This is a genomic window from Rhodanobacter sp. OR92 (genome assembly GCF_000427545.1).
Lineage (GTDB): Bacteria > Pseudomonadota > Gammaproteobacteria > Xanthomonadales > Rhodanobacteraceae > Rhodanobacter > Rhodanobacter denitrificans.
Genome location: NZ_ATYF01000006.1, coordinates 64435 through 87123, shown reverse-complemented (window position 1 = coordinate 87123; position 22689 = coordinate 64435). Strand labels below are relative to the sequence as shown.

Genomic DNA, 22689 nt, shown 5'->3' with positions numbered 1-22689 from the left:
CTCAGTAAGCCACGCTGACAGTGACGGTGTCGGTGTAGGTATCGGGCTGGACGTTCAGGTTGGTGCCCAGCACCTTGCCGTAAACGGTGTAGTTCTGCGCCGTGCCGTTGCCGACGACGAGGCCGTTGGTGGCGCTCAGCGTGTTGGCGCCGTTGCCCCAGGCGGTGGTGTCGCCGCTGTCCTGATACAGCGCGTAGGCGATGGTGTCGGCGTTGCCAACGATGCCGCCCTTCATGGAACCTGTGCCGTCAGCGCTGTTGGAAGTCGGCGTCAGGTCGACGCTGTAGGCGGTCTTCTTCGAGCAGGTGACGTTGATATTGCTGGCGGACGTGGTGAGGTTGCCGGTCGAGTTGGCGTCGGTGCTGCCGAAGTCCAGCGCGGCGCCCGTGGAAACGGTGCAGGCCTTGTTGATCTTCAGCTTGACCTGGAAGGTGCTGGTGGCCGGATTGGTGGCGGCACCGGCGGGGAAGACAAAACCGCCCAGAGCGAATACGGCGGCGGCAAGCAGGGTTTTCTTGAACATCATGACGATTCTCTCCGGGTGGATTTGAGGAACTGGCGCAGGGCCATAAGCAAACGGCATGCCAATATCAACATGTAAACGGTTACGTCAGACACCAGGCCGCTCGCGAGAAGGCGGGATTTGAGGCTGGGCAAGGATTTCCTGTGTTTTGTCAGTCTTCCGTGACAAAAATCGGCACTTCAAACTGCGAACTATGTCACTTATTCAATACGCAGTCATCATCCCGTTTTCACATTTCGCGACCGTTTGCGCACCGGCCGAGGCCGTCTTGTAAAGCGTCCTTGACATTTGCCGGGAAGGTTGTCTAACCTGCAATTGTCAAGCTCGCTTGACATGACAGCGAGGGATCGCCATGCGCGCAGGGGCGCCGGCGGTCATCTGGAATCACTGGAGAGGACGGCGGCATGACGCGTTTTACCGAAGGGCGTTACCGGAGCCGGGTGGCACTGGCGATGGTGCTGTATGTCGTGGTGCTGCTGCTGGCGTGGCCGCTCGTTCGCGGCGCCGCCAGCCTGCCGCTGCGGGTCGTGCTGGCACTGCTGCCGACGCTGCCGGTGTTCTACGTGATCTGGCAGATGGCGCAGCGGGTGCGGCACGGCGACGAGCTGGAGCAGCGCACGCACCTGATCGCGCTGGGGGCATCCACGGCCGTCGTGGGCGTGGCCAGCCTGGTCGGCGGCTTCCTGGCGGCGGCGGGCGTCGTGCCGCTGGATGGCTCGATCCTGCTCTGGGTATTTCCGCTCATGGTGGTCGGCTATCAAGTGGCGCGATGGTGGGTGGTGCGCCACTACGGCAATGAGCCGGCCTGCGCCGGCGACGAGGCTGGCATCGCGCTGCGCTGGCGCATCCTGCTGGTGGCCGGGCTGATCGCCGTGGTGGGCTGGCTCGCCTGGCGCCGCCACGATGCCTTCGACACCGGATTGTTCGTGGGCATGGCGGCAGCGGCGGTGCTGGTCGTGCTGGTGCAGGGTGCCCTCCATCGGCGGCGGCGCCGCGCCGCCGGCGGGCAGCCCCATGACGCCTGAGCCCTTGTCAGCCGCCACCACGGGAACCCCCCATGCGCGCCGTCCATAAGCGCTACCTGCGCGAATTCCTCCCGGCGATGCTGGCCTACGTGGTGTTGATCGTGTTGTCGGGCCTGCTGCTGTTGGCGGATGTCGGTTCGCAGGTGCGCGGTGGGGCAGTGGCGATCTGGGTGATGCCGTGCCTGTTCGCCACGTTTGGCCTCGCCAGGCTGCTGGTCGTCCGGCGCTACCGCCGCCATGGATAACCACGTACGCGAGCTGCGCGGCGAGCACGGCTGGTCGCAGGCCGATCTGGCCGAGCAACTGGATGTGTCGCGGCAGACCGTCAACGCGATCGAGACCGGCAAGTACGACCCCAGCCTGCCGCTGGCGTTCAGGATCGCGAAATTGTTTGGACGTCCGATTGAATCGATTTTTGACCCAGGGAGCAGCAGGTGAGCATGAAACCCGGAGCACGCATCGGTGCGGCGGTCGCCATCGCGGTGGCGATCTTCGTGGCCAGCCAGAGCGCTCGGCATCGCGAACAGAACAAGGATCAGGGGCCGCCGGCAGCCGCGAGCGCGGCTTCGCCGGCTGTCGCCGTGAAGGTGACGTCGGCCAGGCCGGCCACCTGGCAACTGGGCGCCGTCACCCTGGCCGCATGCGAACTGGCGCAGCCGAACAGCGGGCTCAGCACGGCGGCGTGGTGCGCCGAGTTTCCGGTGCCGGAGAACCGCGCCGATCCGCACAGCCGCACGATCAGGCTGAAGCTGGCGGTGCTGCGCTCGCGCGCGCAGGTGGCCAGCCCGGACATGCTGGCCTTCCTCGCCGGCGGCCCCGGCCAGGCGGCGACCGACTCGGCCGGCCTGGTGGCGTCGGTGCTCAAGCCGCTGCTGGCGCATCGCCACGTGCTGCTGCTGGACCAGCGCGGCACCGGCGGCTCGAATGCGCTGGACTGCAAGGCGTCCGCCGAGGCGGCGACGCCCGCCGACGACAGCACGTTCGACGCCGGCAAGCTGCGCGCCGCCGCCGCCGAGTGCCTGAAGCAGCTGGCCGGTCACGCCGATCCGCGCTACTACACCACCACGGTCGCCGCGCAGGACCTGGAGGACGTGCGCCAGGCGCTCGGCGCGCCGCCGCTCGACCTGCTCGGCGTGTCGTACGGCACGCGGATGGCGCAGCAGTACCTCAGGCGCTTCCCGGACGCGGTGCGCAGCGCGGTGCTGGACAGCGCGGTGCCGAACGCGCTGGCGCTGGGCGAGGATTTCGCGCGCAACCTGGACGATGCACTGAAGGCGCAGTTCGCCCGCTGCACCGCCGAGCCGGCCTGCAAGAAGCAGTTCGGCGATCCGGACCAGACCTTGTACCAGTTGCGCGATGCGCTGCGCGCGAACCCGCACCAGGTCAGCTTCCGCGACCCGCAGAGCTACCAGACGGTGAAGCGGATGCTGGACGAGGACTCGCTGGCCAGCGTCGTGCGCATGTTCGCCTATACGCCGGCCACCGCCGCCTTGCTGCCGCTGTCGATCGACGCGGCCGCCCGCGGCGACGTCGGCCCGCTGCTGGGCCAGGCCAAGCTGCTGTCCGGCGAGCTGTCCGAACTGATGGGCAGCGGCATGCAGTACTCGGTCATCTGCAGCGAGGATGCCGACCTGCTGACGACGCGCCCGCAGGATGCGCAGACCATCCTGGGCACGCGCATGGTCGATGCGCTGAAGGCGGTCTGCTCGGTGTGGCCCAAGGGCACGCGGCCGGCCGATTTCCATGCGCCGCTGAAGACCGCCAAGCCGGTGCTGCTGCTGGCCGGCCAGTACGACCCGGTGACCCCGCCGCGCTACGCCGAGGCGGTGGCGAAAGGCCTGCCGAACGCGCGCGTGCTGACGCTCAAGGGCCAGGCGCACAGCGTGATGGCGGCCGGCTGCACGCCGCAGCTGATCCAGCGTTTCGTCGAGAAACTCGAGCCGAAGACGCTGGACGCGAGCTGCCTGGACCGGCTGCAGCCCACGCCGATCTTCATCGACTTCAATGGAGCCACCCCATGAAAAGACGCTACGTGCTGGCGAACTCCGTGCTGTGGGCTGCGGCCATTCTCGCTGCCGCCCTGCTCAAGGCGCCGAATTTCTATTCCCTTGTCCTGCTTCCGACGCTGGCCACACTGTCGCTGTTCACCGTCGGCCGGGATGCATGTCTCAACCGGAGTGACGTCTCGTGATCGAAGTCAGGGATCTGCACAAGGCCTTCGGCACGGTGAAAGCCGTCGACGGCGTCAGCTTCAGCGCCCGCGACGGCGAGATCACCGGCCTGCTCGGCCCCAACGGCGCCGGCAAGACCACCACGCTGCGCATGCTCTATACGCTGATGACGCCCGACCGCGGCCAGGTGCTGGTGGACGGCATCGACGCGGCCGTCGATCCGCTGGGCGTGCGCCGTCGGCTCGGCGTGCTGCCGGATGCGCGCGGCCTGTACAAGCGGCTCAGCGCACGCGAGAACATCGACTACTTCGGCCGCCTGCACGGCCTGCCGGAGGAGCTGCTGGCGAGCCGGCGCGAGGCGCTGGTGAAGGCACTGGAGATGGACGACATCGCCGACCGCCGCACCGAGGGCTTCTCGCAGGGCCAGCGGGTGAAGACCGCGATCGCCCGCGCGCTGGTGCACGACCCGCGCAACGTGATCCTCGACGAGCCGACCAACGGCCTCGACGTGATGGCCACCCGCGCGCTGCGCCAGTTCATGCGGCGGCTGAAGGACGAGGGTCGCTGCGTGCTGTTCTCCAGCCACATCATGCAGGAGGTCGCCGCGCTGTGCGACCGCATCGTGGTGATCGCGCACGGCCGCGTGGTGGCCGACGAATCGCCCGACGCGCTGCGCGCACAAACCGGCGAGAGCAATCTCGAAGATGCTTTCGTGAAGATCATCGGCAGCGAAGAGGGACTGGCGGCATGAGCACGAACCCATCGAAAACCCGGCGTGGCGGCGCCTTCCTCAGCGTGTTCCTCAAGGAAGTGACCGAGAACCTGCGCGACCGCCGCACCCTGATGAGCGCGTTCCTCACCGGCCCGCTGCTGGGGCCGCTGCTGTTCGTGATGCTGATCAACCTCACCCTGAACCGCGAACTGGACAAGGCCGAGAAGCCGTTGTCGGTGCCGGTGATCGGCGCCGAGTACGCACCGAACCTGCTCGACGCGCTGAAGGCCGGCGGCGTGGTGCCGGGCGCGCCGGTGGCCGACCCCGCCCGGACCGTGCGCCAGCAGGACGCCGACGTGGTGCTGCGCATCGGCGCCGACTACGGCAAGGCCTGGCGCCGCGGCGAGCCGGTACAGGTGGAGCTGTTCTACGACTCCTCGCAGCGCGAGGCGAACAGCTCGGTGGAACGGGTCAGCCAGCTGGTCGAAAGCTACGCGCGCCAGCAGGGCGCGATGCGGCTGGTCGCGCGCGGCATGTCGCCGGGCACGGCGTGGCCGCTGCAGGTGGCCCGGCGCGACCAGGCCACGCCGCAGTCGCGCGCAGTGCTGATGTTCGCGATGCTGCCGTACTTCTTCGTCATCACCATCTTCATGGGCGGCATGTATCTGGCGATCGACCTGACCGCCGGCGAACGCGAGCGGCAGTCGCTGGAGCCGCTGTTCGCCAACCCGGTGCCACGCTGGAAGATCCTGTGCGGCAAGCTGGCGGCGATCTGCGCATTCTCCGTCGCCAGCCTGCTGATCACCCTGCTGGCATTCGCCGTGGTGGGGCAGTTCATTCCCGCCGGCAAGATCGGCATGGAGCTGGACCTGGGCCTGCGCTTCGCCACCTACGTGCTGCTGCTGATGCTGCCGCTGGTGCTGCTGCTGGCGGCGCTGCAGTCGATGGTGGCGGCGTTCGCCAAGAGCTACCGCGAGGCGCAGACCTACATCTCGCTGCTGATGCTGGTGCCGATCATCCCCAGCCTGCTGCTGTCGTTCATGCCGATCAAGGCTCAGGCGTGGATGTACGCGGTGCCGCTCTTGGGCCAGAACCTCGGCATCATGCAGCTGCTGCGCGGCGATGGCGTCAGCGCCGCGCAACTCGGCCTGTGCTTCGCCGGCACGCTGGCGGCGGCACTGCTCGCGGTGCTGGCGACTGCGCAGCTGTACCGCTCGGAGAAGCTGGCGATTTCGGCCTGACGCGCAGCTTGTCCCCCGGCCAGAGGCCTGTGCAGGAGCGCACCCTGTGCGCGGTGCTTTCCGTCACGTGATGAAGCACATCGCGTACAGGGTACGCTCCTGCGTCTTTTCCAGGGGTGTCAACGTGGCGGCGCGGTCAGTTCGCGGGCGTCGAGGAAGCCGTCGCGTTTGCGGTCGAGCTGGTGGAACTGCCGGCGCAGGTTGTCCTGGTATTCCATGAGCGTGATCGGCGGGCCGCGGCCACCCGGCAATTCGTCGGTTTCGAGAATGCCGTCGCCGTTGCGGTCCATCGCCTGGAAGCCGCGGCCCATGTACGCCAGGTACTCGGCTTCGCTGACCCGGCCATCGCCGTCGCGGTCGAACATCTGCAGATAGGCCGCCCGGGTGTCCTGGGCCAGCGCCGCCATCGATGCCAGCAGCAGGGCCGCGGCAGCAGCCAGCCGCACGTTCAGCGGTGGCCGCCGTGGATGCCGATGAACTGCAGGAACTCGGCGCGGGTGCGCGCGTCGTCGCGGAAGGTGCCGAGCATCTGGCTGGTCACCATCGACACGCCGCGCTTGTGCACGCCGCGGGTGGTCATGCATTCGTGGCTGGCGTCCACCACCACCGCCACGCCGGCCGGCTGCAGGGTTTCCTGGATGCACTGCGCGATCTGCGCAGTGAGCTTTTCCTGCACCTGGAAGCGACGTGCGAAGCCGTCCACCACGCGGGCCAGCTTGCTGATGCCGACCACGCGATTGGTCGGCAGGTAGCCGACGTGGGCGCGGCCGATGATCGGCGCCATGTGGTGCTCGCAGTGGCTCTCGAACTCGATGTCGCGCAGCACCACCATCTCGTCATAGCCGTTCACCTCCTTGAAGGTGCGGCGCAGGTAGTCGCCCGGATCGGAGTCGTAGCCGGCGAACCAGTCGCGGTACGCCTTCACCACCCGCTTGGGCGTGTCCAGCAGGCCTTCGCGCGAAGGGTCCTCGCCGGCCCAGCGCAGCAGCGTGCGCACGGCTTCCTCGGCCTGTTCCTGGCTGACGTCGTTCGGGTGGCGCTGCTCGCTCATAAGGGGATCTCGGGTGGCGGGTGGGCCAGTTTAGCGCCCGCGTCGAGGCGGCGCAGGTGCAGGCGGGACGGGGGAATCACGCTTCCGCGTCGTCGTTTTCGTCCGGCGCGGGCACGTCGTCGTCCAGCAACTGCCGAGAGACTTCGCCCGGCGCGGTCTCCACGCCGCGCAACCTGCGTTCGATCGCGCGGGTGCGCGCGCCGGTCGCATCGATCTGGTTGCTGGCCTGGTCGAGATTCTTCTTGACCTTGTCCAGTACCGCGCCGAACTTGCCGAACTCGGTCTTGACCGCCCCCAGCAGCTGCCATACCTCGCTGCTGCGTTTCTCGATCGCCAGCGTGCGGAAGCCGGCCTTGAGGCTGGTCAGGATTGCCGCCAGCGTGGTCGGCCCGGCGATCGTGATGTGGTGGTCGCGCTGCAGCGACTCGAACAGGCCCGGCCGCCGCAGCACTTCGGCGAACAGGCCTTCGGTCGGCAGGAACAGGATGGCGAAGTCCACCGTGTGCGGCGGCACCACGTATTTGCTGCGGATGCGCTTGGCCTCCTCGCGCACGCGCCGCTCCAGCGCGTTGGCGGCGTCCGTGGCGGCGGTGGCGTTGGCGTTCTCGTGGGCTTCCTGCAGGCGCTGGTAGTCCTCCAGCGGAAACTTCGCGTCGATCGGCAGCCACAGTGCGGCGCCGTCGATGCCGTTGGGCATGTGGATGGCGTATTCCACCCGCGCGTCGGAGTTGGGCACCACGGCCACGTTGGCGGCGTACTGGTCGGGCGTCAGCAACTGTTCGAGCAGCGCGCCGAGCTGGGTTTCGCCCAGTACGCCGCGCGTCTTCACGTTGCCGAGCACGCGCTTGAGGTCGCCCACGCCGGTGGCCAGGCTCTGCATCTCGCCCAGGCCGCGCTGCACCGCTTCCAGCCGTTCGGAGACCAGCTGGAACGACTGGCCCAACCGCACCTCCAGTGTGCTCTGCAGCTTTTCGTCGACGGTGGCGCGCATCTGTTCCAACTTGGCTGCGTTGTCCTGCTGGATTGCGCCGAGCTTGGCCTCCAGCGTGGCGCGCACCTCGCCCATGCGCTTCTCGTGCTCGGCGCTGAGCGCGCTGAAGCGCTGCTGCTGCTGCTCGCCGAAACGGTTGAGCGCAAGCGTGGTTTCCTCGCGGCTCTTGCGCGCGTCCTCGGCCAGTTGCTGCGCCAGCATCTGCAGGCCCTGGCTGGTGCCGTCGGTGAGCGCGGCGAGGCGCTGGCCGAAGCCGTCGATGCGCTCGGCCTGCTGCTGCGACATGCCGCCGAGCTGCTCGCCCACGTGGCCGCGGAAACGGTCGAAGCCTTGCTGCAGTTCCTCGCGTCCGGCGCGCTGTTCCTCGCGCAGGGTGCGCTCGACGCGGGCGCTGTCGTCCTTCAGGGCGTCCAGCTTCGCGCCCAGGCCAGGGTCGCCGCGGCCGCGCAGCAGCGATGCGACCTGCGACAGCAGCATCAGCGCGGCCAGGATGACCAGGGTGATCAGCAGGATTTCGGCAAGCGACATGGAACGTTTCCCCGGGATGATGCGTCCAGTGTACGTCCAGCCGTCTCACCGGCTGCGCCCCTTTCACGCTATCGCTGCCGCAGCGGTGCATCATGGGCCGATCCGTCGGCCCGGGAGAGAAGACATGGAACACATCCACGATTACCTGATCATCGGTGGCGGCATGGCCGCCGATGCGGCCGCCAAGGCGATCCGCGAGGTCGATGCGGCGGCGAACGTCGGCCTCGTCGGCGCCGAGGCGCCGCCGCCGTACCAGCGGCCGCCGCTGTCGAAGGCGCTGTGGAAGGGCGACAAATCGCCCGCTGACATCGACCTGGCCACCGCGCAAAGCGGCGCGACCTTGCACCTGGGTCGCCGCATCGAATCGCTGGACCGGGTGGCGCGCATCGCGCGCGATGACCACGGCGATACCTACCGCTACCGCCGCCTGTTGCTGGCCACCGGTGCGACCCCGCGGCGGCTGCCGTTCGACGGCGGCGAGCGGGTGATCCATTTCCGCACGCTGGACGATTACCAGGCGCTGCGCCGCTATGCCAAACCCGGTGCCTACATCGCCGTGATCGGCGGCGGCTTCATCGGCAGCGAGCTGGCGGCGTCGTTGAGCAGCGTGGGTTGCAAGGTGACGATGCTGTTTCCCGGCCCGGCGATCGGTGCCGGGCGTTATCCGGACGGGCTGACCGGATACCTCGACGACTACTACCGCAGCCACGGCGTGGATGTGCGCAGCGGCATCAAGGTGATCGGCGGCAACAAGACCGACGGCGGCGTGGAATTGGAACTGTCCGACGGCGAGGTGTTGCGGGTGGAAGCGGTGGTGGCCGGCCTCGGCGTGACGCCCGACACCGCGCTGGCCGAGCAGGCCGGGCTCACGGTCGACGACGGCATCGTGGTCGACGCCCACCTGCGCAGCAGCGATGCGGACATCTGGGCCGCCGGCGACGTGGCCAACTTCCACAGCCCGGCACTGGGCCGGCGCCTGCGGGTGGAGCACGAGGACGCGGCGGTCAGCATGGGCCGCCATGCCGGCCGCGCGATGGCCGGCGTGGCCGGCGACTACACCACGCTGCCGTTCTTCTATTCCGACCTGTTCGACCTCGGCTACGAGGCGGTCGGCCTGCTCGACACGCGGCTACAGGTGGTCGAGGACTGGCGCGAGCCGAACCGCGAGGGCGTGGTGTATTACCTCGAAGCCGGCCGCGTGCGCGGCGTGCTGTTGTGGAACGTGTGGGACCAGGTCGACGCCGCGCGCGCGCTGATCGCCGAGCCCGGCCCGTTCGATGCCGCCTCGCTGCGAGGGCGTTTGCCGCGCACCACCTGAAACATGCGGTGTGCCGCAGGCGCATCCACTTGATTGCGTCAGGTGTGTTCTGTCTGAAACATGGCTAAGGTCGTTTGTACGATCCGATCCCGTGCCAGAAGGTCTGTGGTTGAGTGCACCCCGCCTGGAACCACGACAAGTCGCAGGTTGCCGAGCACACCCGCAGCTCGCAAAGCCGAGAGCGGAGTCTCGCTATCCGCTGTCCCCTGGAATATGACGGCCGGCATATCGTGCGTGCTCGACAGTGCCTCAGCGAGCGAGTAGTCATGCGCAACGAGCTTTGATACCGGCAACCGAGCCAAGGGCGCCAGATACCACCGTGCGTTTAACCTGAGGCGTATCGCCGACGAGAACGAGGGTGCAGTGCTCTCGAGGATGAGCCCGGTGGGATGAGATTTTCCGGCGGCATAAGCGGCGACCATGGAACCCAGGGAGCGGCCATAGACCACGACTCGGTGATGCGGGCAAGTGGCTTTGGCATAAGCAATTACCCGAGTGGCGAGTTCCATAATCTCGGGCAGATGAGGTTTGCCGGGAGCGCCATTCTGCCCCGGGTAGGCGACGGCCAGAACGCCGATACCTTGGGCAGAAAACGCAGGGAAAAGATTCTGCTCGTATACGGGAATGATGCCGTGCTGGCCGGGAAAGAAAACGACGCAACCCACCCTTGCGGCTCCGTAGCGTCGGACCAACATGGCATTGCCGTCGTCACCGCTGATGCGCAGGAACTGTGGTGCATTCGGCTGCGCTGAGGAATCAAAGTGTTGCAGCACCAATGGCTCAAGTCCGAACCGCAACAAACTTGCCCCCGCACCGAAGTAGACAGGTATGCATGCTGCAACCGTGATGAGAAGCGTGCGGATCCACATGGCCTGGCGTGTATCTGATCCCTCGATGAAACTGTTGGGATATCTGCCGCGGTGCGGATTCACTCCACCCGGCAGAACACCGCCTTCAGGTAACGCCCTTCCGGCACGTCGGTGCGGAACGGGTGGTCGGCGCCGGCGCCGCGCACTTCCAGCACCTGGATTTCGCGGCCGGCGTTGAGCGCCACCCGGCGCAGCATCTCCAGGAATTCGCCTTCGCCGACCAGGCCGGTGCACGAGCAGGTCAGCAGCAGGCCGCCGGGCGGGATGATGTCCAGCGCCATGCGGTTCATCGCGAAGTATTTCTTCAGCGCGTCCATCACCTTGCTGCGGTCGCGGGTGAGCTTGGCCGGGTCGAGGATCACCGCGTCGTAGCGCTCGCCGCCCGCCACTGCTGCGCGCACCCAGTCGAAGATGTCGGACTGCTCGAAGCTGACCTCGACGCCGTTGGCGGCGGCGTTGGCACGGGCGACTTCCAGGATGCCCGCATCCAGATCCACGCCGACCGCTTCGCGCGCGCCGGCCGCCATCGCGTGCACGGCAAAGCCACCGGCGTTGCAGCACAGGTCGAGCACGCGGCGCCCCTTGGCCAGTTCGGCGAAGCGCCTGCGGTTGTCGCGCTGGTCGGCGAAGAAGCCGGTCTTGTGGCCCAGTCCGGGCGCGGCGTGGAAGCGCAGCCCGTGCTCATGCACCTCGAACGGCGCGGGCACCTCGGGGCTGCGGCAGTCGAACGACTCCTGCTTCTGCACGTGCGATTCGGCGAACCAGTACAGCTGCGCGCCGGGGAAGTGGGTGAGCAGGGCGGCGTGGATCGCCTCGCGGAAACGCCACATGCCGGCGGCGAAGTATTCGATGACGAGGACGTCGGCGTAGCGGTCCACGATCAGGCCGGAGAGATCGTCGCCCTCGCTGTGCACCACGCGCCAGGCGTCGCTGACGGCGTCGAGCTGCAGCCAGTCGCGGCGCAGCTGCACCGCGCGGGCGATCCGCGCGGCGATCCAGTCGGCGTCGATGCTGGCGTCCGGGTGCGTGTCGAGCAGCCGCAACGCGATGCGCGCGTGGCCGTTCCAGAATGCGCGGCCGACGAAGCGGCCCCTCGCGTCGTGCGCCTCGACCAGGCTGCCCGGCGGCAACTTCGCCTCCGGCTTGTGCACTTGTGCCGACCACACCCACGGATGACCGGGGCTGCGATCGGATTTCAGGCGGACGATGGGCAGCGCGGCAGGCGTATTCATCCGTGCATGATAGCTGCTGCCCTGCGCCTCCCCCGCGAGGCAGGGGGCGGGAAGGGCGGCTCGGGCTGGCGGAGAAGATCAGGAGCCCTCCGCCCCGACCCTCTCCTGCGTTGCCCCAAAGGGACTTCCTTCAGTCGCAGGGGAGGGAGCAGATAGCGTCAGCGCAGGCGCAGGACCAGCCAGGAGAGCAGCGCGAGCAGGTTGATGCCCAGGCGCGACACGGAGGGGCCGGCGACCGCGAGCACGAAACCCTGGCTGCCGAAGTGCCAGTCCAGGCCCAGCCGCGGGGCGGCCTGCAAGGTGGCGAACACGTTGACGAAGGCGCCACAGTGCAGGCCGTAGCTGAACACCGGCAGCGCGATCAGCGGCAGCTGCAGCAGCTGTGCCCAGCGCGACAGGCGCACGCCGTGCTCGCTGCCGGCGACCAGCTGGATGCCGGCGGCCAGCACGAAACCGTACAGCGCCAGGCCGAGCAGCGCGACCAGGCTGTCGTGCGCGCCGAACGGCAGCAGGCGGCGCAGCATCGCCGCCACGCCGTAGAAGCCGCCGGCGATTTCGAGGACGCCGATCAGGCGGAACAGGATGGTGCGCATGCGAGGCCTTGTGCGGGAAAAGACGCAAGCTTAGCCGAGCCGTGCCGGAGCGGTTTGCGCGGAGTCGCGGTTTTCCGCGCAGGCGTGCGGCTCAGGCGATCAGCACGCCGCGCGCTTCCTCAACGATCGCATGCGGCACGAAGCGGGCGCTGTCCTGGGTGATCAGCGAGCGGTCCTCGCGGATGCCGATGCCGCATGCGCGGTCGCCGACCAGCCAGCTGCCGACCAGCGGATGGTGGCCGTCGAAATCGGGCAGCGGATGGCAGGCCTGGCGGATGCACGGGCCGTGGTAGGGGCCGTCGGTGGCAAGCTCGCGGCCGTCGGCCAGATGCATCGCGATGTTGGCGCCCTCGCGCGAGTGCAGCGGTTTGCGCACCCAGCCGCGCGGCAACTCACCGCCGGTGTCGAACTCGGCCGGCAGCAGGTTCGGGTGGCCTGGGTGCGCTTCCCACAACAGCGGCAGGATGCCCTTGTTGCTCAGCAGCGCCTTCCACGGCGGCTCGATCAGCTGCAACCCGGCACGCGGCAGGTAACTGCCGAACGATTCGCGGAACAGGTCTTCCAGCGGGTACAGCTTGAACAGGCAGCCGATCACCTGGTCGTCGAGGTCGGTGAAGCGGCCGTCTTCGGAAATGCCGATGTCCTCGATCGCCAACAGCCCGCAGTCGATGCCGGCCTGCAGCGCGCAGTCGCGCAAGTAGGCGACTGTGCCCTGGTCTTCCGTCGAGTCGCGCACCGCGGCGAAATGGAACGGCCGCGCGATGCCGCGCGCGATCGTGCCGAACGCTTCCACCAGGGATTCGTAGATCGAGTTGAACTGGTCGCTGCCGGCCGGCAGCACGCCGCGGGCGAGCTGGTCCTCCAGCCACTGCCACTGGAAGAACGCGGCCTCGAACAGCGAGGTCGGCGTGTCGTAGTTCAATTCGTAGAGCTTGGCCGGGCCGCTGCCGTCGTAGGCGAAGTCCATGCGACCGTACAGGTGCGGCTGGCGCTCGCGCCAGCTCTGCGCGATCCAGTCGCGGTACGGCTCCGGGATCGCCAACTGCTGCATGTGCCGTTCGCTGCCGACGATGCGATCGACCATCTCCAGCGCCATCGCGTGCAGCTCTTCGCTGGGCGCCTCGAGGTCCTGCTCGATCTCGCGCAGGGTGAACGCGTAGTACGCCGACTCGTCCCAGTACGGCGCATCGTCGATGGTGTGGAAGCCGAAGCCGCACTCGGCGGCCTTGGCGCGCCAGTCGGGGCGCGCGGCCGTGGCGACGCGGCGCATCAGCCGCCGAAACTGCGGCTGCTGCCGGACGTGCCGAAGCCGGAACGGCTGACCGTGACCGCGCGGTTCGGTGTGGCGTTGACCGGCACCGTCGCGGTACCGGCGCCGCCGCGGTAGACGCCGCCGGTGCCGGTGGCCGGGCGCTGCCAGCCGCCGTTGCTGTCGCGGAACGCCGGTGCGCTGTTGAAGCCGTTCGCGGCCACGCCGTTGCGCATCATCTGCGACAGGAAGAAGCCGGTCATCAGCGGGCCGAAGAACGAATGGCTGGCGCCGTCATTGCGTTCGGCGCACTTTTCCTTGCCGTAGCTGGCTTCGCATGCCTCGCGGTTGGCGAAGCGCGGCGCGGTGGCCACCGCGTCCTGCTGCGCCTTGGCGAATGCCTGCTGGCAGGTGTTGCTGTCGTTGGTCTGCGCCACGCAGGCCTCGACCGAGGTGTACAGGCCTTCGCGCGACTGGTTGCGGTCGCAGGCGGTCAGCAGCAGCGGGGCCGTGCTCATCAGCAGCAGGGCGGCGGTCTTGGATCGCTTCATGGAATGCTCGGTCGAGGGTATCCGGCCAAGCATGCCTGCTTGCGTGCGCGGAAGAAAGTTCTTGCGGCCGCCTGCCGCGGCGGGTCTTCAGGCCAGCGCGTCGGCCAGTTCGTGCAGGTCGGCGACGTGCTGTTCCCACCAGCGCGGTTCGGCGGCGAACGGGAACGCGGCGGGGAAGGCCGGGTCGTGCCAGCGCGCGGCGATCCAGCCGGCGTAGTGCAGCTGGCGCATCGCGCGCAGTGCCGGGATCAGCGCCAGCTCGCCGTCGTCGAAATCGCGGAACTGCCGGTAGCCCTCGAGCACGGCGTCCAGCGCGCGCTCGTCGTTGGCGAGCATCCACAGATCCTGCACGGCGGGGCCGCTGCGCGCATCATCGAAATCGACGAAGTGCGGGCCGGCGTCGGTCCACAGCACGTTGCCCGGATGGCAGTCGCCGTGCAGGCGCAGCTGGCGCAGCGGGCCGAGCGCTTCCAGCCGGGCAGCGATCGCTTCGTCCAGCCGCGTCGCGGCGGCGCGGTAGTTCGTCTGCAGCGCGGTCGGCAACAGCGACGAGGCGAGCACCGCAAGCATCGGCTGCTGCACCATCGTGTCGCGGTCGAGCCTGCCGCGATGGACGAACGGCGCACGCGCGCCGATCAGGTGCAGGCGCGCGATCAGCCGGCCCAGCCACTGCAGTTGATCAATCGCTTCCAGCTCCGGCGCGCGGCCGCCGCGACGCGGCGTCAACGCGTAGCGGAAGCCGCCGTGGTGCAGCAGGGTGCGGCCATCGAAGGCGAGCGGCGCCACCACCGGCAGCTCGGCGTCGGCCAGTTCCTGGGTGAACGCGTGCTCCTCGACGATCGCCGCATCGCTCCAGCGGCAGGGCCGGTAGAACTTCGCGATCACCGGCGCAGCGTCTTCGATCCCCACCTGCCACACCCGGTTCTCGTAGCTGTTCAGCGCCAGCAGCCGGCCGTCCGGCCACAGGCCGCAGGCGCTCACCGCGTCGAGCACCAGGTCGGGGCTGAGGCTGGCGTACGGCGCGGCGTTCAACGCACGCCCATGCCGCGCGCCTGGATCACCGCCATGGTCAGGCGTGCGATGCACACCAGCGCGCCCTGCTCGCTCTCGATGCGGATCTCCCACACCTGGGTGGTGCGGCCGAGATGCAGCGCCTTCGCGGTGCCGGTGACGCTGCCCTCGCGCACGCCGCGCACATGGTTGGCGTTGATGTCCAGGCCCACCGCCAGTTCCTTCGCCGGGTCCAGCGTGAGCATCGCTGCGGTGCTGCCCAGGGTCTCGGCCAGTGCCACCGAGGCGCCGCCATGCAGCAGGCCGTAGGGCTGGTGGGTGCGCGCGTCCACCGGCATGCTGCCGGCCAGCCAGTCGTCGCCGACCGCGGTGATGCGGATGCCCAGCGCCTCCATCAGCGTGTTGGCGCTCCAGCCGTTGAGGCGGGCCAGGTCGGTGGGTTGTTTCCAGAGGCTCATCGTTGATTCCCGTAAAGCGGGTCCGCATTGTTGTCTGCCGCGTTCGCCGCGACAATGCACCCGGTGCCCATCGTTACCCTGAAATCCTCCGGCCGCCAGTTCCCCGTGGCCATCGGCGAGACCGTGCTGGAAGCGGCGCAGCGCGCGGGCGTGGCATTGCCGTATTCCTGTCGCGCCGGCGTCTGCGGCAGCTGCAAGGCGACCCTGCTGGAAGGGCGCTGCGAGTATCCGCGCAATCCGCCGCTGGCGCTGGATGCCGGCGCGCTGGCGCATCACGCGGTGCTGCCGTGCCAGGCGGTGCCGTGCGGCGACCTGCTGCTGGAGGCGCGTGAGGTGGCCTCGGTGGAGGACATCGCGCGGCGCCAGCTCGGCGTGGTGGTGGCCGACAAGTGGCGGCTGGCGGCGGACGTGATCGGCCTGCGCCTGCAGCCGGATCGCGGCGAACGCCGACTGCGGCGACTGCCGGGGCAGTACCTGGACGTGCTGCTGGAGGACGGGCGGCGCCGGCCGTTCTCGATCGCCAACGGCCCGCAGCGGGACGGTTCGATCGAACTGCACGTGCGCCACGTCGCCGGTGGCGGCTTCACCTCGTGGGTCAACGACGTGCTCGGGGTCGGCGACCGCCTGCGCGTGGAGGGGCCGTTGGGCACCTTCGTGCCGCGCGAGGATTCCGAGCGGCCGATGATCTTCATGGCCGGTGGCACCGGCTTCGCCCCGGTCAAGGCGATCGTCGAGCACTTCATCGCGCTGGGCACACGCCGGCCGATGCGGCTGTACTGGGGCGCGCGCAGCGCGGCCGACCTGTACCTGCGCGCACTGGCCGAGCAATGGGCGCGCGAGGTGCCGAACCTGGCGTTCCACGCCGTGGTCTCCCACCCCGCACTGGCCGAAGGCCTGCGCACGGGGCTGGTGCACGAGGCGGTGCTGGCGGACCAGCCCGACCTCGCCGGCCACGACCTCTACATGAGCGGCCCGCCGGCGATGATCGACGCCGCGCATCCTGGGTTCCTCGCCGCCGGGCTGCCGGAGGAGCGGCTGTACTACGACTCGTTCGAGTACGCGCCGGACGTGCTGGCGGCGATCATCGCCGGGCGCGCCGGCATCCACGACCTGCCACTGTAGGAGCCCACTTTGTGGGCGATGCTTTCGAGCCGGGAATCGGGAATCGGGAGAGCATCGCGCGCCAGCGCGCTCCTACCGGTTGCCCTTGGCCACCGGCAATTGCGCCGCGTGCCAGGCCAGCACGCCGCCACCCAGCATGTAGACTTTGCCGAAGCCGGCCTTGACCAGGCGCTGCGACGCCTTCAGCGAATGGCCGCGGCCGTCCTTGTCCATCACCACCACCGGCAGTTCCTTCGCCTTGGCCAGGTCCTTGTGTTCGGGGTCGAACTGGCTCATTGCCACGTGGCGGGCGCCGGGCACGTGCATCTTCTCGAACTCGGCGATCGCCGACAGGTCGATCAGCAGCGGGTTCTCGCGGTTGATCAGCAGGGTCAGCCCGGCCGGGCTGAGCTCCTTGATCTTGCTGAACAGCGTGCTCACCTGGATCACGATCAGCGCCAGCAGCAGGATCACGAACAGGGCCGACAAGGCGGCATGGTTGCCGACAAATTCGGGCAGCTTGTGCAGGAAATCGTTCATCGTCAGTCCACAGGTGCCTTGGCCGCACCAGTTCGGGTAAACCGGCGATTATACGGATATGTCGCGGTGTGCGCGGCTCAGTCCTGGGTGATGTCCGGCAGGCCGCTGGTCAGCCACCAGCGCTTGGTCTTCTCGTCGTAGTGCCAGCTCTGGTGATCGACCACGCTGCGCTCGGACTGGGTGTGGACATTGACCAGGTTAATCAGCACGGTCTGCTGCACGTCGAAGTCGCCGCTCGGCACCGGGCCGGCGCCGTCGTCGTACTCGCTCACCCGCACCTGCCGGTAGCGCGCCAGCTGCAGCGGGGTCAACGGGTGGGCGGCGCGCACCGCCGGATCGATGAATTGCGCCGCGCTCTGGAAATCGCCCCAGCGCAGCGTGCTGCCGTAGGCCTTCAGCGTGGTGGTCAACGCGTCGCTGCGGGCCTTGGTGGCGCAGCCGGTCAGCAGCAGCACGGACAGCACGACGAGAATGCTCAGGATACGGCGCATGGATGACTTCTCCCCGATGGATACCTGCCCATTCTGCCTCAAGCGGGCGCGCGCCACTTCAGCCGCGGCGCTTGGCGACGAAGCGCGCGCTCAGGGTGCAGGCCGGCGCGCCGTGCTGGTCGGGGACCACGCAATCGACGCCGATGCGCGCCTTGCCGCGAGCCTCGAGTGTGCTGAAGAACGTGGCCCAGTCGGCCTCGGCGGCCAGTCGTGCCTCGCTGCGGAAGTCCTGCCACAGCGGAACCAGGTAGCGCACGCTCGACTCGGCGACGAACACGTCGCAGTCGAGGCTGCGCCGGCGCAGCGCCAGCTCCACCAGCGCCCAGCCGCTCAGCGTCATCAGGCTGACCAGGCTGCCGCCGAACGCGCAGCCCTTGTCGTTGACGTTCGGCGCCAAGGGCGCGCGCAGACTCAGGCGGTCGTCGCTGCAATCGGCCAGCTGCAGGTCCATCGCCCGGGCCAGCGGGATTTCGTCGCGGATGAAGCGGATCAGCTGCTGCGCGTGCAGCGTGGCGTCGTCGGTGGTGCTCACGTGGTCGGCGGTTGCTGGGGAAGGAAAGCCAGACAGTGTAGGGCCGCCGCTACACTGGGGCCATGACAGTGGCCGGACGCGGTGCGCAGATGCAGCGACAACCCTCCCGAGACCAGCCGAACCTGCGCGGCCGCACCGTGGTGATCACCCGCCCGGCCGGCACCGCGTCGGCGCTGGCGCGCCGGGTGCGCGCGCTCGGCGGGGCGCCGCTGCTGCTGCCAGGCCTGAGCCTGCGCAGCGTGGCGGATACCGTGGCCGCGCGCCGTGACCTGCGCGTGGCGCTGGCGGCGGAGCTGATCGTCTTCACCAGTCCGGCCGCGGTGCGCCACGCCGCCGCCTTGTTGCCGCTGCGGACCAAGGCCGCGGTGCTGGCGGTGGGCCAGGGCACCGCGCGGGCCTTGCGCCGGCACGGCATCGCCACGCCGCTGGCGCCGCAGCGGCAGGACAGCGAGGGCCTGCTCGACCATCCCGGATTGCGCGAACTGCACGGTCGCCGGGTGGCGCTGATCGGCGCGCCCGGCGGCCGCGGCGTGCTGCGCGAACAGCTCGCCGCACGCGGTGCGCAATTGCAGGAAGTGCATGTCTACCGGCGGCTGCCGCCGCGGCTGGACCGGCGTCATGTCGAGGCGTTGCTGCGGTTGCCGAGTTCGGCGCGGGTGCTGCTGTCCAGCGCCGAGGCGCTGCACCACCTGCAGCAGTCGCTGCCGGCGGCGGCGTGGACGCGGCTGTGCGCGGCGATCGCGGTGGCCAGCAGCGAGCGGCTGGCGACGGCGGCGCGCGCGGCCGGCTTCGCCCGCATCGTGCCGGCTGCGTCGGCGCTTTCCGCCGACCTGCTCGATGCGGCGGCCCGCGCGGGCTGAGCCGTTCACGCCGGCGTGCTACGAACGCGCCGGTACGGGCTGCTAGCATGCGCGCATGAGCAACGTCGACCAGCCGAACGCGTCCGCCGCGCCCGAGGGCGCCCGTCCCGATCCCGCCGCCACCGGCGCGCTGCCGGTCGATCCACCCATGCGCGCCTCCCGTGCGGCTCCGGCGCAACCCGCGCCGCGTCGCGGCGGCGGCAGCGTGGCGCTGGCGGTGCTGCTGGCGCTGCTCGCGGTGGCAGCCGCCGGCTACGTCGGCTGGCGCCAGTGGCAGCAGGCGCAGGGCGGCGCCGCCGAGCAGCGGAACGTCGCCAGCCTGCAGCAGCGCGTGGCCACGCTGGAAACCACGCTGACCGCGCTGGATGACCAGCGCGGCAGCCTGAACCAGCGGCTGGACGACGCGGCCCAGGTCAACCGTTCGCTGCGTGAGGAGCTGCTCGGCCAGGCCGAGCGCACGCGTCATCTCGAGGACGCGGTGGCCAAGCTCGCCGAGAAGAGCCTGAGCGGCCGCGACGGCATGCTGCTGGGCGAGGCCGAATCGCTGCTGCGCATGGCCGGCGAACGCTACACGCTGTTCCATGACGCGCAGGGTGCCGCCGCGGCGTATGCGCTGGCCGATCAGACCCTGGCCGCGGTCAACGACGGCGCGTTCAGCAGCCTGCGCCAGAGCGTCAACGCCGAGCGCGAGGCGCTGGTGAAGAGCCAGCCGGCCAGCCAGGCCGGTGCGCTGCAGCAGCTGGTGGCGCTGCGCGGGGCACTCGCCACGCTGCCGCTGAAGCCGCTCGACAGCGGCGCGACCGAGGCCACCGACGCCTGGTCGCGCATCCGCCGCGCGCTCACCGGCGTGGTCAGCGTGCAGCGCGACGACGGCGCGCCGCTGGCGGTCGCCGATGCGCGCTTCGCGCGCGAACTGGCCGCGCTCGACCTGGCGCAGGCGCAGGCCGCGTTGCTGGCTCATGACGCCAAGGGCTATGCGGCCGCGTTGCAGCGCGTCGATGCCGCGCTGGCCAGCCAGTTCGACGGCCACGCGCCAGCGGTGCAGCAGGCACGTGAGGCCTTGCGGCAGCTCGCCAGCCAGTTGCCGGCGAACGCGCCGGTGCAACTGGGCGCCGCGCTGGGCGAACTGCGCAACCTGCGCGCGGTGCACGCGCTCAGTCCCGCCCCGGGCGGCTCCGCGCCGAGCGGCGGAGCCCGGCCATGAGGCTGTGGTACGCCATCGGCCTGCTGGTCGTCGCCGCCGCGCTGGCCGCGTTCGGCTGGCACTGGGTGGCCGAGGATCCGGGCTACGTGCTGCTGCGCCTGCGCGGCTGGCGGGTGGAGACCACGGTGGTCGCGGCGCTGGTCATCCTGCTGCTGGCGTGGGCGTTGATCACGGTATTGTGGCGACTGGCACGCTGGCCGTTCGGCGCGTTCTCGCGGCGGCATCGGCGGCTGAGCCAGCAGCGTCTGGGCGCCGGCCTGATCGCCCTGATGGAAGGCCGCCATGGCGACGCCGAGCGCGACCTCAACCGCGCCGCGCGGCTGGACAGCCTGCGCGGCCCGGCCCTGCTGGCCGCGGCCGAGGCCGCCGCGCGCCGCGGCGAGCATGGCCGCGCGCTGGAAGCCTTGAACCAGGCCGCGCAATCCGCACCGCAGGCGGCCCGCGTGCTGCGTGCCCGCGTGCTGCGCCGCGAGGGCCGGCCGGCCGAGGCGTTGGCGCTGCTCGCGCCTGAATCGGACAAGGGCACGCTGACCCCGGGCGGCTGGCGCGAGTTGGTGCAGGCGGCGCTGGCGAGCGGCGATGTCCGGCGCGCGCGCGAGGGCCTGGCGCCCCTGCAGAAGAGCGGTGCGCTGGGCAACCGCGCCTATGCCGCGCTGGAAGTGCAGGTGCTGGTTGCCACCCTCAACGCCGCTGCGGATGGCGCCGGCCTCAACACCTTGTGGTCGCAACTGCCGAAGACGCAGCGCCGCGTGCCCGCGGTGATCGACGCCTACGCCCGTCGCGCCGCCACGTTCGGCCTGACCCTGCCGGCGATGGACGAAGTGGAATCCGCGCTGCGCCGGGAATGGTCGCCGCTCTTGATCGAAACCTACGGCACCCTGGCCGGCGACGACGTCGAGGCGCGCCTGCGCCGTGCCGAAGGCTGGCTCGACGCGCACCCGAACGACGCCACCCTGCTGCTCACGCTCGGCCGCATGTGCGTGCGGCTGAAGCTGTGGGGCAAGGCGCGGCAGTACCTGCAGCGCTCGCTCGCCCTGGCGCCGAGTGCCGGTGCGTGGGAAACACTCGGCGACGCCTCGGCCGGACAAGGCGATGCCGAACAGTCGCAGCGCTGCTATCGCAACGCGTTTGCCATGATGCGCGGTGAAACCGTGCGCCCACCGTCAGGCCAGGCCAGTGGCGTGATCGACACCACTGCCATCGCGTTGGAGGAGCGCGACGAGCATGGGGTGCCGCGGATGCGTGAGTAAGCGAGATGCTTGGTTTCGCGTGATTCCCATGAGGGATGCCGACCCTTGCTCGGCTGTCGGGAGCTCGAACCGTCGCGGGCCGCAGGCAGCACTGCCGCCGTAAGGACCGCGAACTTCCATCCGCCATGCCGGTCCCATGCCCGACCTCCACCGGAGCAGCGCATGGAACACGTACGGATCGGACGCCTGGGCACGGTCTTCCTGGCCGGCCTGTTGATAGCTACTTCCGCCATGGCCGAGTCGTCCGCGCCGCCGACCACGCCAGACAACTACGCCAGGCCGGGCCAGCGTGTCGCCATCGGCCAGAAACGCCATCTCGACCTGCGCTGCAGCGGCAGCGGGCCGGTGACGGTATTGCTGGAGTCCGGCTCGCATGCCGACTCGCAGAGCTGGTTCCGCGTACAGCCGCTGCTGGCGGCGCACGCGCGGGTGTGTTCCTACGACCGCGCGGGTTACGGTTTCAGCGACGCTGGCCCGCTGCCGCGCGGTCTCGACGCCGACGTGGCCGACCTGCACGCGCTGATCCGCGCGGTAGGCCTGCAGGCGCCGCTGGTGCTGGTGGGGCATTCGCTGGGCAGCAACATCGTGCGCCGCTACGCCAGCGAGTATGCCGGCGAGGTCGCCGGCATGGTGCTGGTCGATCCGCCCGCGCAGGACCTGGGCCGTTTCATGCCGGCGCCGTGGCTGAAGGATGATGCGACGCTGAACCGGCAGCGCGATGCGTTCATCGCCAGCTGCGAGCAGGGCGCCGAGCGGGGCGCCCTGGCCAAACCGGTACCGGCGCTGGCGCCGTGCATCGGCGCGCCGGCGCCATGGGAAAGCCCCGCCGTGGCGGCGGCCAATCACGCGCACAAGCTGCAGCCGGCGTTCTGGCACACCCTGCGTTCGGAGCTGGCGCAGAACGTGTCGGTGTTCGCGCCGCCGGTGCCGGCGAGCGAATCGCACGGCGACATCCCGCTGGTGGTGCTGCAGGCCGCGGGCACCTATGCCGACGCGCCGGCGGGCATGCGCAAGTCGCTGGAGGCAGCGCGCGATGCGACCCAGCAGCGCATCGTGGCGAGTTCGACCCGCGGTGAACTGCGCAAGGTGGCCGATACCTCGCACGACATCGAGCTGGACCGGCCGCAAGCGGTGGCCGATGCGGTCGTGCGGGTGCTGCAGCAGCTCGCGGCGAAGCGCGGCTGACGG

The 22689-nt window shown here is 69.7% G+C and carries 27 protein-coding genes; 13 read left to right on the top strand and 14 right to left on the bottom strand.

Annotated features, from left to right (window positions below; all coding sequences use genetic code 11):
• Window position 1: 1 nt before the first annotated feature.
• Window positions 2–583, bottom strand: a complete 582-nt coding sequence (locus RHOOR92_RS0103465; RefSeq protein WP_231378312.1) for a spore coat U domain-containing protein — start codon at window positions 581–583, stop codon at window positions 2–4.
• Between the two features lie 344 nt (window positions 584–927).
• Between RHOOR92_RS0103465 and RHOOR92_RS0103460 the strand changes: the two genes are divergently transcribed.
• The 7 genes from RHOOR92_RS0103460 to RHOOR92_RS0103430 are packed head-to-tail and all read left to right on the top strand — an operon-like array spanning window position 928 to window position 5672.
• The gene (locus RHOOR92_RS0103460; protein ID WP_027489594.1) at window positions 928–1548 is read left to right on the top strand and encodes a hypothetical protein; all 621 of its coding nucleotides are present in this window, start codon (window positions 928–930) and stop codon (window positions 1546–1548) included.
• A 32-nt stretch (window positions 1549–1580) separates the two neighbouring features.
• A complete protein-coding gene (locus RHOOR92_RS0103455) occupies window positions 1581–1793 on the top strand; it encodes a hypothetical protein (protein WP_015446580.1) in 213 nt (70 codons plus the stop codon).
• Window positions 1786–1986, top strand: coding sequence for a helix-turn-helix transcriptional regulator (locus RHOOR92_RS0103450; RefSeq protein ID WP_027489593.1), 201 nt, complete (start codon window positions 1786–1788; stop codon window positions 1984–1986). Before RHOOR92_RS0103455 ends, RHOOR92_RS0103450 begins: the two co-directional genes overlap by 8 nt.
• Before the next feature lie 2 nt (window positions 1987–1988).
• A complete protein-coding gene (locus RHOOR92_RS0103445) occupies window positions 1989–3569 on the top strand; it encodes an alpha/beta hydrolase (RefSeq protein ID WP_027489592.1) in 1581 nt (526 codons plus the stop codon).
• Window positions 3566–3739, top strand: coding sequence for a hypothetical protein (locus RHOOR92_RS19540; protein ID WP_015446583.1), 174 nt, complete (start codon window positions 3566–3568; stop codon window positions 3737–3739). Before RHOOR92_RS0103445 ends, RHOOR92_RS19540 begins: the two co-directional genes overlap by 4 nt.
• Window positions 3736–4470, top strand: coding sequence for an ATP-binding cassette domain-containing protein (locus RHOOR92_RS0103435; protein WP_007514002.1), 735 nt, complete (start codon window positions 3736–3738; stop codon window positions 4468–4470). Before RHOOR92_RS19540 ends, RHOOR92_RS0103435 begins: the two co-directional genes overlap by 4 nt.
• The gene (locus RHOOR92_RS0103430) at window positions 4467–5672 is read left to right on the top strand and encodes an ABC transporter permease (RefSeq protein WP_027489591.1); all 1206 of its coding nucleotides are present in this window, start codon (window positions 4467–4469) and stop codon (window positions 5670–5672) included. Before RHOOR92_RS0103435 ends, RHOOR92_RS0103430 begins: the two co-directional genes overlap by 4 nt.
• A gap of 119 nt (window positions 5673–5791) precedes the next feature.
• Here the strand turns inward: RHOOR92_RS0103430 and RHOOR92_RS0103425 are convergent, their stop codons facing one another.
• The 3 genes from RHOOR92_RS0103425 to rmuC form a co-directional block, all read right to left on the bottom strand.
• Window positions 5792–6118, bottom strand: a complete 327-nt coding sequence (locus tag RHOOR92_RS0103425; protein ID WP_027489590.1) for an EF-hand domain-containing protein — start codon at window positions 6116–6118, stop codon at window positions 5792–5794.
• 2 nt (window positions 6119–6120) lie between these two features.
• On the bottom strand, window positions 6121–6723 hold the full coding sequence (folE, locus tag RHOOR92_RS0103420; RefSeq protein ID WP_015446586.1) for a GTP cyclohydrolase I FolE: 603 nt from the start codon (window positions 6721–6723) through the stop codon (window positions 6121–6123).
• Between the two features lie 76 nt (window positions 6724–6799).
• The gene (gene rmuC, locus RHOOR92_RS0103415; RefSeq protein WP_027489589.1) at window positions 6800–8242 is read right to left on the bottom strand and encodes a DNA recombination protein RmuC; all 1443 of its coding nucleotides are present in this window, start codon (window positions 8240–8242) and stop codon (window positions 6800–6802) included.
• 124 nt (window positions 8243–8366) lie between these two features.
• Between rmuC and RHOOR92_RS0103410 the strand changes: the two genes are divergently transcribed.
• Complete coding sequence (locus RHOOR92_RS0103410) at window positions 8367–9560, top strand: FAD-dependent oxidoreductase (RefSeq protein WP_027489588.1); 1194 nt, start codon at window positions 8367–8369, stop codon at window positions 9558–9560.
• Window positions 9561–9598: 38 nt separating this feature from the next.
• Here the strand turns inward: RHOOR92_RS0103410 and RHOOR92_RS19175 are convergent, their stop codons facing one another.
• The 7 genes from RHOOR92_RS19175 to RHOOR92_RS0103375 form a co-directional block, all read right to left on the bottom strand.
• Window positions 9599–10429: an alpha/beta hydrolase gene (locus tag RHOOR92_RS19175; RefSeq protein WP_063107742.1), complete on the bottom strand. Its 831-nt coding sequence runs from the start codon at window positions 10427–10429 to the stop codon at window positions 9599–9601.
• A gap of 59 nt (window positions 10430–10488) precedes the next feature.
• Entirely contained in the window at window positions 10489–11661 is a 1173-nt protein-coding gene (locus tag RHOOR92_RS0103400) for a class I SAM-dependent rRNA methyltransferase (RefSeq protein WP_027489587.1), read from the bottom strand.
• 158 nt (window positions 11662–11819) lie between these two features.
• Window positions 11820–12254, bottom strand: coding sequence for a hypothetical protein (locus RHOOR92_RS0103395; protein ID WP_027489586.1), 435 nt, complete (start codon window positions 12252–12254; stop codon window positions 11820–11822).
• A 91-nt stretch (window positions 12255–12345) separates the two neighbouring features.
• Window positions 12346–13524 carry a glutathionylspermidine synthase family protein gene (locus RHOOR92_RS0103390; RefSeq protein ID WP_027489585.1) on the bottom strand — a complete coding sequence of 393 codons (1179 nt, stop codon included), beginning with the start codon at window positions 13522–13524 and terminating at the stop codon, window positions 12346–12348.
• Window positions 13524–14054 carry a DUF1190 domain-containing protein gene (locus RHOOR92_RS0103385; RefSeq protein ID WP_027489584.1) on the bottom strand — a complete coding sequence of 177 codons (531 nt, stop codon included), beginning with the start codon at window positions 14052–14054 and terminating at the stop codon, window positions 13524–13526. Before RHOOR92_RS0103385 ends, RHOOR92_RS0103390 begins: the two co-directional genes overlap by 1 nt.
• An 87-nt stretch (window positions 14055–14141) precedes the next feature.
• Complete coding sequence (locus RHOOR92_RS0103380) at window positions 14142–15086, bottom strand: serine/threonine protein kinase (RefSeq protein WP_027489583.1); 945 nt, start codon at window positions 15084–15086, stop codon at window positions 14142–14144.
• Window positions 15083–15523, bottom strand: a complete 441-nt coding sequence (locus RHOOR92_RS0103375; protein ID WP_027489582.1) for a hotdog fold thioesterase — start codon at window positions 15521–15523, stop codon at window positions 15083–15085. Before RHOOR92_RS0103375 ends, RHOOR92_RS0103380 begins: the two co-directional genes overlap by 4 nt.
• A 54-nt stretch (window positions 15524–15577) precedes the next feature.
• On the opposite strand from RHOOR92_RS0103375, the gene RHOOR92_RS0103370 reads away from it, so the two are divergent.
• On the top strand, window positions 15578–16645 hold the full coding sequence (locus tag RHOOR92_RS0103370; protein WP_027489581.1) for a 2Fe-2S iron-sulfur cluster-binding protein: 1068 nt from the start codon (window positions 15578–15580) through the stop codon (window positions 16643–16645).
• A gap of 72 nt (window positions 16646–16717) precedes the next feature.
• Here the strand turns inward: RHOOR92_RS0103370 and RHOOR92_RS0103365 are convergent, their stop codons facing one another.
• From RHOOR92_RS0103365 to RHOOR92_RS0103355, 3 genes are all read right to left on the bottom strand, one after another.
• The gene (locus RHOOR92_RS0103365; RefSeq protein ID WP_027489580.1) at window positions 16718–17164 is read right to left on the bottom strand and encodes a rhodanese-like domain-containing protein; all 447 of its coding nucleotides are present in this window, start codon (window positions 17162–17164) and stop codon (window positions 16718–16720) included.
• 77 nt (window positions 17165–17241) lie between these two features.
• A complete protein-coding gene (locus tag RHOOR92_RS0103360) occupies window positions 17242–17655 on the bottom strand; it encodes a hypothetical protein (protein WP_015446598.1) in 414 nt (137 codons plus the stop codon).
• Between the two features lie 58 nt (window positions 17656–17713).
• Complete coding sequence (locus tag RHOOR92_RS0103355; RefSeq protein WP_007513966.1) at window positions 17714–18187, bottom strand: YiiD C-terminal domain-containing protein; 474 nt, start codon at window positions 18185–18187, stop codon at window positions 17714–17716.
• An 89-nt stretch (window positions 18188–18276) separates the two neighbouring features.
• On the opposite strand from RHOOR92_RS0103355, the gene RHOOR92_RS0103350 reads away from it, so the two are divergent.
• From RHOOR92_RS0103350 to RHOOR92_RS0103335, 4 genes are all read left to right on the top strand, one after another.
• Window positions 18277–19047 carry a uroporphyrinogen-III synthase gene (locus tag RHOOR92_RS0103350; protein ID WP_027489579.1) on the top strand — a complete coding sequence of 257 codons (771 nt, stop codon included), beginning with the start codon at window positions 18277–18279 and terminating at the stop codon, window positions 19045–19047.
• Between the two features lie 55 nt (window positions 19048–19102).
• The gene (locus RHOOR92_RS0103345) at window positions 19103–20251 is read left to right on the top strand and encodes a uroporphyrinogen-III C-methyltransferase (RefSeq protein ID WP_027489578.1); all 1149 of its coding nucleotides are present in this window, start codon (window positions 19103–19105) and stop codon (window positions 20249–20251) included.
• Window positions 20248–21501 carry a heme biosynthesis HemY N-terminal domain-containing protein gene (locus tag RHOOR92_RS0103340; RefSeq protein WP_027484871.1) on the top strand — a complete coding sequence of 418 codons (1254 nt, stop codon included), beginning with the start codon at window positions 20248–20250 and terminating at the stop codon, window positions 21499–21501. Before RHOOR92_RS0103345 ends, RHOOR92_RS0103340 begins: the two co-directional genes overlap by 4 nt.
• 162 nt (window positions 21502–21663) lie before the next feature.
• On the top strand, window positions 21664–22686 hold the full coding sequence (locus RHOOR92_RS0103335; protein ID WP_007514115.1) for an alpha/beta hydrolase: 1023 nt from the start codon (window positions 21664–21666) through the stop codon (window positions 22684–22686).
• The last annotated feature ends 3 nt before the right edge of the window (window positions 22687–22689 follow it).

What these genes read in the sequence shown, in the direction of transcription:
- RHOOR92_RS0103465 (WP_231378312.1), bottom strand. Translation starts at nt 583, where the DNA reads ATGCCGTTTGCTTATGGCCCTGCGCCAGTTCCTCAAATCCACCCGGAG.
- RHOOR92_RS0103460 (WP_027489594.1), top strand. Translation starts at nt 928, where the DNA reads ATGACGCGTTTTACCGAAGGGCGTTACCGGAGCCGGGTGGCACTGGCG.
- RHOOR92_RS0103455 (WP_015446580.1), top strand. Translation starts at nt 1,581, where the DNA reads ATGCGCGCCGTCCATAAGCGCTACCTGCGCGAATTCCTCCCGGCGATG.
- RHOOR92_RS0103450 (WP_027489593.1), top strand. Translation starts at nt 1,786, where the DNA reads ATGGATAACCACGTACGCGAGCTGCGCGGCGAGCACGGCTGGTCGCAG.
- RHOOR92_RS0103445 (WP_027489592.1), top strand. Translation starts at nt 1,989, where the DNA reads ATGAAACCCGGAGCACGCATCGGTGCGGCGGTCGCCATCGCGGTGGCG.
- RHOOR92_RS19540 (WP_015446583.1), top strand. Translation starts at nt 3,566, where the DNA reads ATGAAAAGACGCTACGTGCTGGCGAACTCCGTGCTGTGGGCTGCGGCC.
- RHOOR92_RS0103430 (WP_027489591.1), top strand. Translation starts at nt 4,467, where the DNA reads ATGAGCACGAACCCATCGAAAACCCGGCGTGGCGGCGCCTTCCTCAGC.
- folE (WP_015446586.1), bottom strand. Translation starts at nt 6,723, where the DNA reads ATGAGCGAGCAGCGCCACCCGAACGACGTCAGCCAGGAACAGGCCGAG.
- rmuC (WP_027489589.1), bottom strand. Translation starts at nt 8,242, where the DNA reads ATGTCGCTTGCCGAAATCCTGCTGATCACCCTGGTCATCCTGGCCGCG.
- RHOOR92_RS0103410 (WP_027489588.1), top strand. Translation starts at nt 8,367, where the DNA reads ATGGAACACATCCACGATTACCTGATCATCGGTGGCGGCATGGCCGCC.
- RHOOR92_RS19175 (WP_063107742.1), bottom strand. Translation starts at nt 10,429, where the DNA reads ATGTGGATCCGCACGCTTCTCATCACGGTTGCAGCATGCATACCTGTC.
- RHOOR92_RS0103400 (WP_027489587.1), bottom strand. Translation starts at nt 11,661, where the DNA reads ATGAATACGCCTGCCGCGCTGCCCATCGTCCGCCTGAAATCCGATCGC.
- RHOOR92_RS0103395 (WP_027489586.1), bottom strand. Translation starts at nt 12,254, where the DNA reads ATGCGCACCATCCTGTTCCGCCTGATCGGCGTCCTCGAAATCGCCGGC.
- RHOOR92_RS0103390 (WP_027489585.1), bottom strand. Translation starts at nt 13,524, where the DNA reads ATGCGCCGCGTCGCCACGGCCGCGCGCCCCGACTGGCGCGCCAAGGCC.
- RHOOR92_RS0103385 (WP_027489584.1), bottom strand. Translation starts at nt 14,054, where the DNA reads ATGAAGCGATCCAAGACCGCCGCCCTGCTGCTGATGAGCACGGCCCCG.
- RHOOR92_RS0103375 (WP_027489582.1), bottom strand. Translation starts at nt 15,523, where the DNA reads ATGAGCCTCTGGAAACAACCCACCGACCTGGCCCGCCTCAACGGCTGG.
- RHOOR92_RS0103370 (WP_027489581.1), top strand. Translation starts at nt 15,578, where the DNA reads ATGCACCCGGTGCCCATCGTTACCCTGAAATCCTCCGGCCGCCAGTTC.
- RHOOR92_RS0103365 (WP_027489580.1), bottom strand. Translation starts at nt 17,164, where the DNA reads ATGAACGATTTCCTGCACAAGCTGCCCGAATTTGTCGGCAACCATGCC.
- RHOOR92_RS0103360 (WP_015446598.1), bottom strand. Translation starts at nt 17,655, where the DNA reads ATGCGCCGTATCCTGAGCATTCTCGTCGTGCTGTCCGTGCTGCTGCTG.
- RHOOR92_RS0103350 (WP_027489579.1), top strand. Translation starts at nt 18,277, where the DNA reads ATGCAGCGACAACCCTCCCGAGACCAGCCGAACCTGCGCGGCCGCACC.
- RHOOR92_RS0103345 (WP_027489578.1), top strand. Translation starts at nt 19,103, where the DNA reads ATGAGCAACGTCGACCAGCCGAACGCGTCCGCCGCGCCCGAGGGCGCC.
- RHOOR92_RS0103340 (WP_027484871.1), top strand. Translation starts at nt 20,248, where the DNA reads ATGAGGCTGTGGTACGCCATCGGCCTGCTGGTCGTCGCCGCCGCGCTG.
- RHOOR92_RS0103335 (WP_007514115.1), top strand. Translation starts at nt 21,664, where the DNA reads ATGGAACACGTACGGATCGGACGCCTGGGCACGGTCTTCCTGGCCGGC.